This is a genomic window from Bacillus sp. S4, from assembly GCF_040838205.1.
Lineage (GTDB): Bacteria > Bacillota > Bacilli > Bacillales > Bacillaceae_G > Bacillus_A > Bacillus_A cereus_U.
On sequence record NZ_JBFPJI010000133.1, the window covers coordinates 1 to 9159 of the forward strand.

The following is a 9159-nucleotide window of genomic DNA, read 5'->3' on the forward strand; positions in this document are numbered from 1 at the left end:
AAATAGACAATTGGATTAAAAAAGTGTATATATCTCTTTGGTGATTAATTCAAACACAGTCCGATGCGAAAAAAAGATTTAATAAGACAATGGAAAACGGATTTACAGGAGATTTCTAAAGAAAAGGAGAGAAAAAAGAAAAAAAGAAGCGTAAGAAATACTATATTCCTGGTAGCTCATTTCATTTCATGACTAGCAAGTTCTTCTAAAAATGAAGGAGCAAAATATTGATATAATTCCGCAGTAAATAATTGGAGTTCATCTTGAATTGAAAGATTCATAAAAAATGCCATCCTTTCTGCATACTTCTAAAAAAATAATAGCGATTTTTTTACTATATAGATACAAATTTATCTTAACTTGATGGTGATATATGGTGACGCTGCATCCATCAAATTAAAAGACTATTCTTGAAGTTGAAACCACATTGTTATTTTCTTATGTTAATGAGAATAGCAATGTGGTTTTTATGAAATATGCACCAAAAACTTTATAGTAATAATTCTGATGTTACCTCTCTAGTTATTAGGATATTTTTTCTTAATATATGCAAACTAAACATACTATAAAAGGTACATAGAAAGTGAGGGAATCATGGCTAAATTTTTGACGCGTTTAAAATATAGAGACAATCCTAAGTCATGTTCAATACGAGGCAATACTCATTTTCAGGAAAAAAATATTGAAAACTCCCTCTTAGACGCTGATTTATCCAAAAACATAGCTGATATTCAGAACATATTTCGTCAAGCACCTGATTTAGTAATTCGGCGGTTTCAAATAACAGTAGATGGATTAGAAGCAGCTTTAGTATATTTATCTGGATTAACAGATAAAGAATTGATTCAAAATCATGTTCTAAGTCCTTTGATGCATAGTGATTTTGATACCAATACAGAACTTCCAATTCCATTAGGACAAATTAAGATTATTAATACATTGAGTCAGATTGAAAATGCTATTTTTGGGGGAGATAGTGTTTTATTAATTCACAGTCGAACAACAGCACATCAACTGGATACAAAAGGATGGCCACAAAGAAGTGTTGAAGACGCTCATAACGAAATAGCTCTAAAAGGTGCACATCAAGCATTCATAGAAACGGGAAGTCAAAATATCGCAATGATTCGAAGGTATATTCCTTATCGTGAATTAACGATAAAAGAAATAGTAATTGGTGTACGAAGCAAAACCAGAATTTCTATTTTATATTTGAAAGATGTAGCTTCTGAAGATGTGCTGAAGGAATTAGAAACACGAATTCAAAATATTACAGTCGACGCTGTTGCTAGTAATGGCGAACTTATAGAATTCATTGAAGATAACCCTTACTCACCGTTTCCGCAATTTATATTAACTGAAAGACCTGATTTGGCAGTATCTCACATTCTACAGGGCAGATTTGTAACTGTAATGGATCATTCGCCTAATGTGTTAATTACTCCAACAAATTTTATTTCCTTTTTTCAAGGAGTGGATGATTACGGTACAAGGTGGTTAGTTGCTTCGTCTATTCGGGTGCTTCGTTTTATCGCCTTTATGATTGCTTTATTTTTACCTGCGAGTTATGTTGCGTTTATTTCCTTTAATTTTGAAGTTATTCCTGTAGAGCTGTATTTATCTATTGCAGAATCAAGAACACGCGTACCCTTTTCTCCAGTTATGGAAGCATTACTTATGGAAATAACATTGGAAACGATGAGAGAAGGGGCTTTAAGGATACCTACTCCGATCGGTCAGACAGTTGGAATTGTAGGTGGTATTGTTATTGGACAAGCGGCTGTTCAAGCGGGAATTGTAAGCAACATTATGATTATTGTTGTTGCTGTTACCGCCATCTCTTCTTTTGTTATCCCTAATTATGATATGGGAGCGGCAGTAAGATTTTTACGTTTTCCGATGATGCTAGCAGCTGCCTTATTTGGAATTGTTGGACTTGTTATCGGATGGATGACATTAATTGGACATCTAATCAGCCTTGAATCGCTAGGTACCCCTTACGGAACGCCATTAGCACCGTTTCGCTTTGCAGATATGAAAGATGCTTTTGTACGCTTTCCTTTATGGGCAATAAGAAGACGTCCTAAGGGTAAAAGAGCCATTCAATCTATTCGACAAGGAAAGAATCATAATAAAAGGTGAAATTATGAAAAAGTATGCCTATAATGAAATCACTCTTATGCAGTATATTGTTTTAATCAATGGAATGCAGGTGGCCACTGGCGTTTTATCGCTTCCCCGCGTGCTTGCAGAAAAAGCTGGAACAGATGGATGGATAGCAATATTGATTGGTTGGATATTCTCCACAATATCAGGTGTATTTATAGTGAAAACTGCTGCAAGATATCCCGAGGACACGATTTATGACATTCTTATACGATTGTTTGGAAAAATAGTAGGGAAAGCATTCGTTGTTATTTACATGATGTACTTCGCTTTTTATTCTTGTGTCGTTCTTGTGAACGCTATGCTTTATCTTAAGGGATGGCTTCTTCCAAAAACGCCTGACTATCTCGTTATCTTTTTATTTTCGATTCCTACCTTTCTTGTCGCACGTAACGGCCCTCGTATTATAGGGCGGTACTCCGAACTTACTTTTTATATGATGCTTTGGATTCCGTTATTTTTTTTGATACCTCTTAAAGAGAACGGAAGTTGGATGCCATTCTTTCCGCTCTTAAAAGAGGGGTGGAAACCTATATTTACGGCTGTACCGACCACTATTTTTGCTTATTTAGGATTTGATATTGCGTTCTTTTTATATCCCTTTTTACAAAAAAAACAGTATGCAGTCCATGGAATGGTTATTGCAAATACTTTAACGATGTTATTTTATTTATTTGCTACTTTTGTTTGCTTTGCCTATTTTAGCCCTGATAGCATTACGCAATTTAACCAACCAGTACTAAATTTACTTAAAGTAATTGAGTTTCGTTTTTTAGAACGTTTTGACATGATTTTATTGGCTCTTTACTTACCCGTTGTTTCCACAGCATGGATTCCCACCATATATTGCGCTGTATTTTGTTCAAGCCAATTACTTGGAAAACAAGACCACAGCTCTCATGTAGTTATTCTCTTATTGCTCATTATTGGATTCATATTTTGGACTCATCCTAGTTGGAATGAAGCCGAAATTTGGCAACAGGTATTATCGAATGCTGGATTAGGATTAACCTATATATTACCTATCATTTTATGGCTGTACTGCTATCTATATGAGAAGTTTCGCCAGGGGAGGATACATTGAAAAGAAAAGTACTATGTTGTATTTTGTTATCGGTATTCATGATGACTGGATGCTTTGATCAAACAAATGTTGAAGACGTTTCTCTTACTCTTGTTCTTGGTATCGATTTAGATCGTAATGATAATTTATTAGTGTATATATCAAGCCCTGTTTTCAATAAAGAAGCAAAGGTAAAAGAAGAAACTACTGTTGTGAAATCTGCTACGGTTCGAAAATCTAGAGACCAATTTGATGCTACTGTTATGGCACTTACCTCGGGAAGTAAAACACAGGTTATTTTAGTTGGAAAACGGTTACTGAAACAAAAAAATTGGATGAAATATCTCGATCCATTTTACCGAGATCCCAAAAATACAGTTACCACAAGGGTTGTTGCTGTAGATGGACCTGTTTCGGACGTCATCTTTTATAACCCAAAAGATAAGCCGCGTCTTCCTCTATATTTAACAAAACTAGTTGATACCGCCTCTTTAAGAAATATCACAGTAAAAACAAATCTTCAAGAACTACATGAACAAATAGCAGACAAAGGGTTAACAGCAAATATGACTGAGATGAAAAAAACGAAAAAAATATTTGTGACAGGTACAGCTTTGTTAGATGAAAAAGGAAGGTATAAATTAACACTAAAATACGATGAAAACAAATTATTACGCATTCTGCAACAAAGAACTACAGGTGATTTTCCATTTACAATTGCAATTAAACTAAAGTCGAATAGCCAGGATAAAGATTGGATAAGTTTTACTGCATATAATATTAAAGTAAAGACAAAGGTAAGATATGATAATAAGTTTATATTTAATACAGATATAAAGATGAGGGTCGGCATTACAGAACGGCTTTTTTTGTTCAATACAAGAAAGGATGCAGCAAAATTACAAAAGGCGATTGAAACTAAGCTGGAAGCTGATTTCAATCAATTAATAAAGAAAATACAAACTGTCAAAATCGACCCTATTGGGCTTGGGAGATATGCAAGAACTTACACATATCCAGAATGGAAAAAAGTCCAAAATAAATGGAATAATGAATTAGCAAAGGGCGATGTAAACGTCAAGGTAAATGTGAAAATTGGTGCGATGGGAACGATTAAGTAACATGAGTCCAACTGAAATTTGTACTAAAATTGCAAGTACCTTCTATTTTAGTAGGGGAAATATCTTTAATAGGTTTCCGCCCCATCACAATCGAGTTAAGCAAAACAAATACCCTAAAAATAGAAAATTGGCATCTCCAGGTGAAAAGGTACATTTTTCTATTTTTGGGTGCTATAAAATTCTTACGTTGATGGGCATGGGGTCACTATGCCATTTCATCCAAATTGTACGTTTAGACACAATTTGGACGAAAATTAACCGATTCCCTGTACGTTAAGGAATCGGTATTTCGGCTGTTTTTATAATACAGGTTAAAATAAACAGCACTGTAGACTAATTGCTATGGTGTTTTAGCAGATGAAATAACCCATACTTTATATAGCCAAGGTTCATTATTTACGTCTATTTCTGTATGAACTTTAAAATGAGGGACCTCAGCTAATTGAAAACAGAGAGCGTAGGCAATTGGATATTCATCTGAACAGCTCCATTTCTTAAATGTTTTCGATATAATAAATTATAATATTATCTGTTTTGATTATCTTATATTGAGAGGTACTCTATAAAATTTAAAAATGAATTTGTAATAGATTGAAAAAATTATGATTTGGGTTATCTCTTTGGGGTAGTGTATTTTTGTTAACTTGATGGGAAAAGTACATAAAACCAATGACTTCCAAACATACTAATGAAATATTTTGGGGGTGAGTTTATTGGATAAAAAAGACTTTCAAAAAGTTTATAATGATTACTTACATCAAGGGGAAGGGCAAGCTCAATTGGAAGTAGCCCAGGACCAGGAAATCGATTCAGGAGCAGAACAAATAGTTGCAGTTCGTAAAAATGATGAAGGTGATTTAATTGCTTTTAAAACGAGTAGCGGAAGAGAGTTAGATTATATTACTGCTCTTGATGAAGCAAAATCAGGGAAGTTAGCTCATGTGGACGTATTTCATAAGTATGGTAGGGATATTATACGTAGTGAACCGGATGGTATAAAGGAAAATAACTTAGATAATTTACCGTCTTTTTAAACGGGTAAACCTCAAGAAGAGAATGTTCATTTGGATATTCTCTTCTTTTCTTTGCTAAGTTTTCCCTACAAATAGAAGGTTCATTTCTAGAGTGAAATCTCTTTTTTAAAAAGCTCTCTAAAGTTCTCTCTATCTTCTGCTGTAAATGGTTTGGGACCCTTTGTACGCTTGCCGCTTTTTCGAACCATTGCACTTAAATAACGTGTTTGTAATAGTTGGTCAATGTTTTCATTCGTATACTTATAGCCTTTATGGTGTAGAACGATACAGCCTTTTGCTAAAGCGAGCGAAGCAAGACCGTAATCTTGCGTTACGATTAAATCTTCTTTTTTTGCTAACTGCATAATTCGGTAATCCGCAGCATCTGCTCCGGAATCAACATAAATTGTTTCCACACCTGCTGGCTGCTTAGCATTAGAATAATGAGAAAAGCTAGTAACGAGAGTAACAGGAATTTCTGCATTCGTAGCTTCAAAAATAATCACATCTTTTACAGGACAAGCATCTGCATCAACATAAATTTTCATATTTATCACTCCTATAAATAGGTTCGAGTTGATAATAATGGTAGATTTAGGTTTTGTCAAACGAGAATGCTCTATCCTGCATTAACGGGCAGTATGATTCCAACCTCAAAAATAAGTGATTACGAGGAAGTTAGGTGGTGGATCAACTCTCCATAAAAGTCCGATTGGTGAAGGCTAATAATCAGTGGGGATGGACAGAACCCCCGCTGATTAAAGTTATTTTTCACAAATCAAAATTGCCTCACGCAAACGAGAAATACCTTCCTCAATTTGATCAATATTCACTTTCCCGTAAGATAAACGAATATAACCATCTTTCGCGCCGAAAATACTACCTGGCATAAAGGCGATTTCTTGTTTTAAGCTCTGCATAATGAGCTGTTTTTCGTTTATCGGTTCGTTTAATTTCCCCCATATGTATATACCGCCGGTCGGGTTTGAGAAAGAGATTTTATCGTGAAGTTTTTCGTTTAGGGCACGGACGATAATGTCTCTTTTTTCTGCTAGTTGTTTTCGTAAAGGAACTATATGCGACTGAAATGGTACGGTTTCGAAAAATTGCTGCATAAGCCATTGCGGGAATATACTCATTCCTAATTCCATTTGGTGACGCGCATCTGATAATCGTTCGACTACAGACTGCGGGGCGACAAGCCAGCCAACTCGTAACCCTGGCGCAATCATTTTTGATAAGGAATGTACATAAATGACAGTTCCGTTTTCATCAATCGATTTTAAAGTAGGGCAAGGTTGTTTATTTTCTAACGTAAGTAAACTAGACGGATCATCTTCAACAATCGCAATTCGTAAGTCTGCACAAAGTGATAACAGTTTTTTTCTACGGTTTGGATGCAGCATCGTTCCCGTAGGGTTTTGGAAATTTGGATTTAAAAAGATCATTTTAATACGATGCTTTCTATATAACTCTTGCACATCATCCGGATTAATACCATGCTCATCGACAGGTAATGGGAAAATACGAATACCTGCTGATTGGAATAACGGTAATGAATAGCAGTGTGATGGACTTTCGAAAGCGACTGCATCACCTGGATTTAATAAACATTGTACGATAAGGTGAAGTGCTTGCTGGGCGCCGGATGTAATCATAATCGACTGTTCGGTCGCTTCAATTTTTAAATAATCCTTCATATATTTTACTACCGCTTGTCTTAGCGGGAGATAGCCCTGCGGATGATCGTAACTTAATGACTGTGTTAACGGTTGTTCTCGTAAAATCATTTGTAGTTGATCGTGAGGATAAAGGTTACAACCGAGCTCTCCGTTTGCGAAATCAATCATGTTTTCATTTTGCTGTACTTGCGCCCGAATATGGCGAAGTAACGGTAAATTTGGTAAAAAAGTCCCGCCTTCTACGAAACCTCTCCAGTTCGGCGTTAATGTTGGAGAAACGCCCCACATATGTGTGCTCACACGTGTACCTTTACCGGTCGTGCTTTCTACAATTCCCATTGCGCGAAGTTCATTATAAGCAGTCGTTACCGTACTTCGGTTTACATTTAACTGCGTAGCTAATTTCCGTTCTGAAGGGAGGAAGCTACCTGGGGGAAGCTCTCCATATGTAATGCGTCTTTCAATAAAGTCAACAACTTGCTGATAAATTGGGATTTTGCTGTCGTTATCTAGCTTCCATTCCATAAAAACGCCTCCGTATCTCTTAACTACATCAAGTATAACAAATTGGCTGGGTAAAAAAACAGCCAATTGGACGGTGTTATATCCAGCCAATTTTACTATGCTAAATAGGGAAGGGGAGATTCGGATGAAACGATGGCAAATGGAGTGGCTCCTAGTATCAGTTGCATTAGTATGGGGAGCAAATTATACAATTGGAAAGTATGGCGTGGCATTTATGTCATCCATTCAATTTAATAGTTTACGTTTTTTAGTAGCATCACCGGTATTATTACTTATTACATTTATTATGGAACGCTCATTACGTATTGAAAGAAAAGATTGGTTACGATTATTAGCAGTCGGTATCGTTGGAACGACAATGTACCAAACGATGTTTATGCTATCTGTGAAATATACTTCAGCAACGAACGCCTCATTATTAATTGCGATGTCACCTATATTTACAGGGATATTAGCAGTATTGCACAAACAAGAACGTTTTTCGATGAAAGTACAAATTGGTTCAATAGTAGCCTTTGTTGGTGCAGCATTCGTTTTATTAACAGGGCATTCAGGAGGAGCAACTTATGAGTATGCGTGGCTCGGAAATTTAATTGGATTAGTCGCAGCAATTGCGTGGGGATGGTATCCAATTTTAGCGCAACCTCTTATTACAAAATACTCCGCAATGAGAGTCACATCATGGTCTACTTTAATTGGAATTGTACCACTCGTTATATATTGTTTATTCAATGTAAATACGTTAACATGGCCAGTAGATATGCCAAGCTGGGGATCACTAGCATATTCGATCGTCTTTGCGACAATCTTCGGACTTGCGATGTGGTATGTCGGTATTAGCAAAATTGGCTCAACGAAAGTAATGGTATACATGTATCTTGTTCCACTTTTCGCAGTTATTTTTGCGGCTGTAACAATTGGAGAGCAAATCAACATGATGCAATTAGTTGGCGGGTTTATTATCTTCATCGGATTATATGTTGTAAAAAAAGGCGGAGTGAAGAAGCCAGCTTTCAATTTAAAAAAAGCAAGTTAATAGTGAGAAGGATCTCTTTCAAGTAGAAGGAGATCCTTTTTGTTTATGCGATAAAAGCGCTTGTTCAACAGCCCATTTTTGATGATCGTGAAGTAAATGCTCCATAGCCAGTAATGGAGGCATCCACTGTAAAAAATGACCTTCTTCACAGTTTTCGGTTTGTTTCTTTATCATTTTCGCGATGTAAAAGAACCCATCATTTAAATAATATGTATCTTCTTTTTCCGCATAAAAATATCGCGCTGCATTACCGATATACTGTTCAATTTCAATTGTCCATCCTAATTCCTCGAGTAATTCACGATGCAAACATCCTTCTTTTGTTTCATTACCTTCCATACCGCCACCTGGTAAAAAGTAACGTTCTCCATTTTGAATGATAGCTATGTTTGAAGTAGTTGGATCAAAAATAACCGCATAACAGCTCGGCCGTAATACATACTGAACAGTAGGTTTTTTAGAACCAAATGTGAGTTTCGAAATCATAAAACACGACCTTTCTCTATAAAATACATAAAAGGGATAATAAGGTAAATGTCGAATTATATTAAGA

Annotated in this window: 8 protein-coding genes; 5 read left to right on the forward strand and 3 right to left on the reverse strand. The window is 35.8% G+C overall.

All coding sequences use genetic code 11. The features are described 5' to 3' along the window. Nucleotides 1-594: 594 nt before the first annotated feature. The 4 genes from AB3X48_RS13660 to AB3X48_RS13675 all read left to right on the forward strand — a co-directional run bounded on the left by AB3X48_RS13660 (nucleotide 595) and on the right by AB3X48_RS13675 (nucleotide 5384). A complete protein-coding gene (locus AB3X48_RS13660; RefSeq protein WP_016105287.1) occupies nucleotides 595-2142 on the forward strand; it encodes a spore germination protein in 1548 nt (515 codons plus the stop codon). Nucleotides 2143-2146: 4 nt separating this feature from the next. After that, complete coding sequence (locus tag AB3X48_RS13665) at nucleotides 2147-3250, forward strand: GerAB/ArcD/ProY family transporter (protein ID WP_016105286.1); 1104 nt, start codon at nucleotides 2147-2149, stop codon at nucleotides 3248-3250. After that, a complete protein-coding gene (locus tag AB3X48_RS13670; protein ID WP_016105285.1) occupies nucleotides 3247-4350 on the forward strand; it encodes a Ger(x)C family spore germination protein in 1104 nt (367 codons plus the stop codon). Before AB3X48_RS13665 ends, AB3X48_RS13670 begins: the two co-directional genes overlap by 4 nt. 713 nt (nucleotides 4351-5063) lie before the next feature. Continuing rightward, entirely contained in the window at nucleotides 5064-5384 is a 321-nt protein-coding gene (locus AB3X48_RS13675; protein ID WP_016105284.1) for a DUF3892 domain-containing protein, read from the forward strand. An 86-nt stretch (nucleotides 5385-5470) separates the two neighbouring features. On the opposite strand, the gene AB3X48_RS13680 is transcribed toward AB3X48_RS13675, so the two are convergent. Next, the gene (locus tag AB3X48_RS13680) at nucleotides 5471-5911 is read right to left on the reverse strand and encodes a YaiI/YqxD family protein (protein ID WP_016105283.1); all 441 of its coding nucleotides are present in this window, start codon (nucleotides 5909-5911) and stop codon (nucleotides 5471-5473) included. 216 nt (nucleotides 5912-6127) lie between these two features. Further along, complete coding sequence (gene pdxR / locus AB3X48_RS13685) at nucleotides 6128-7570, reverse strand: MocR-like pyridoxine biosynthesis transcription factor PdxR (RefSeq protein ID WP_199715311.1); 1443 nt, start codon at nucleotides 7568-7570, stop codon at nucleotides 6128-6130. Between the two features lie 124 nt (nucleotides 7571-7694). Between pdxR and AB3X48_RS13690 the strand changes: the two genes are divergently transcribed. Next, on the forward strand, nucleotides 7695-8606 hold the full coding sequence (locus AB3X48_RS13690) for a DMT family transporter (protein ID WP_002110592.1): 912 nt from the start codon (nucleotides 7695-7697) through the stop codon (nucleotides 8604-8606). A gap of 18 nt (nucleotides 8607-8624) precedes the next feature. On the opposite strand, the gene AB3X48_RS13695 is transcribed toward AB3X48_RS13690, so the two are convergent. Further along, entirely contained in the window at nucleotides 8625-9092 is a 468-nt protein-coding gene (locus AB3X48_RS13695; protein ID WP_199715312.1) for an NUDIX hydrolase, read from the reverse strand. Nucleotides 9093-9159 lie beyond the last annotated feature (67 nt).

What these genes read in the sequence shown, in the direction of transcription:
- AB3X48_RS13695 (WP_199715312.1), bottom strand. Translation starts at nt 9,092, where the DNA reads ATGATTTCGAAACTCACATTTGGTTCTAAAAAACCTACTGTTCAGTAT.
- pdxR (WP_199715311.1), bottom strand. Translation starts at nt 7,570, where the DNA reads ATGGAATGGAAGCTAGATAACGACAGCAAAATCCCAATTTATCAGCAA.
- AB3X48_RS13690 (WP_002110592.1), top strand. Translation starts at nt 7,695, where the DNA reads ATGAAACGATGGCAAATGGAGTGGCTCCTAGTATCAGTTGCATTAGTA.
- AB3X48_RS13680 (WP_016105283.1), bottom strand. Translation starts at nt 5,911, where the DNA reads ATGAAAATTTATGTTGATGCAGATGCTTGTCCTGTAAAAGATGTGATT.
- AB3X48_RS13665 (WP_016105286.1), top strand. Translation starts at nt 2,147, where the DNA reads ATGAAAAAGTATGCCTATAATGAAATCACTCTTATGCAGTATATTGTT.
- AB3X48_RS13660 (WP_016105287.1), top strand. Translation starts at nt 595, where the DNA reads ATGGCTAAATTTTTGACGCGTTTAAAATATAGAGACAATCCTAAGTCA.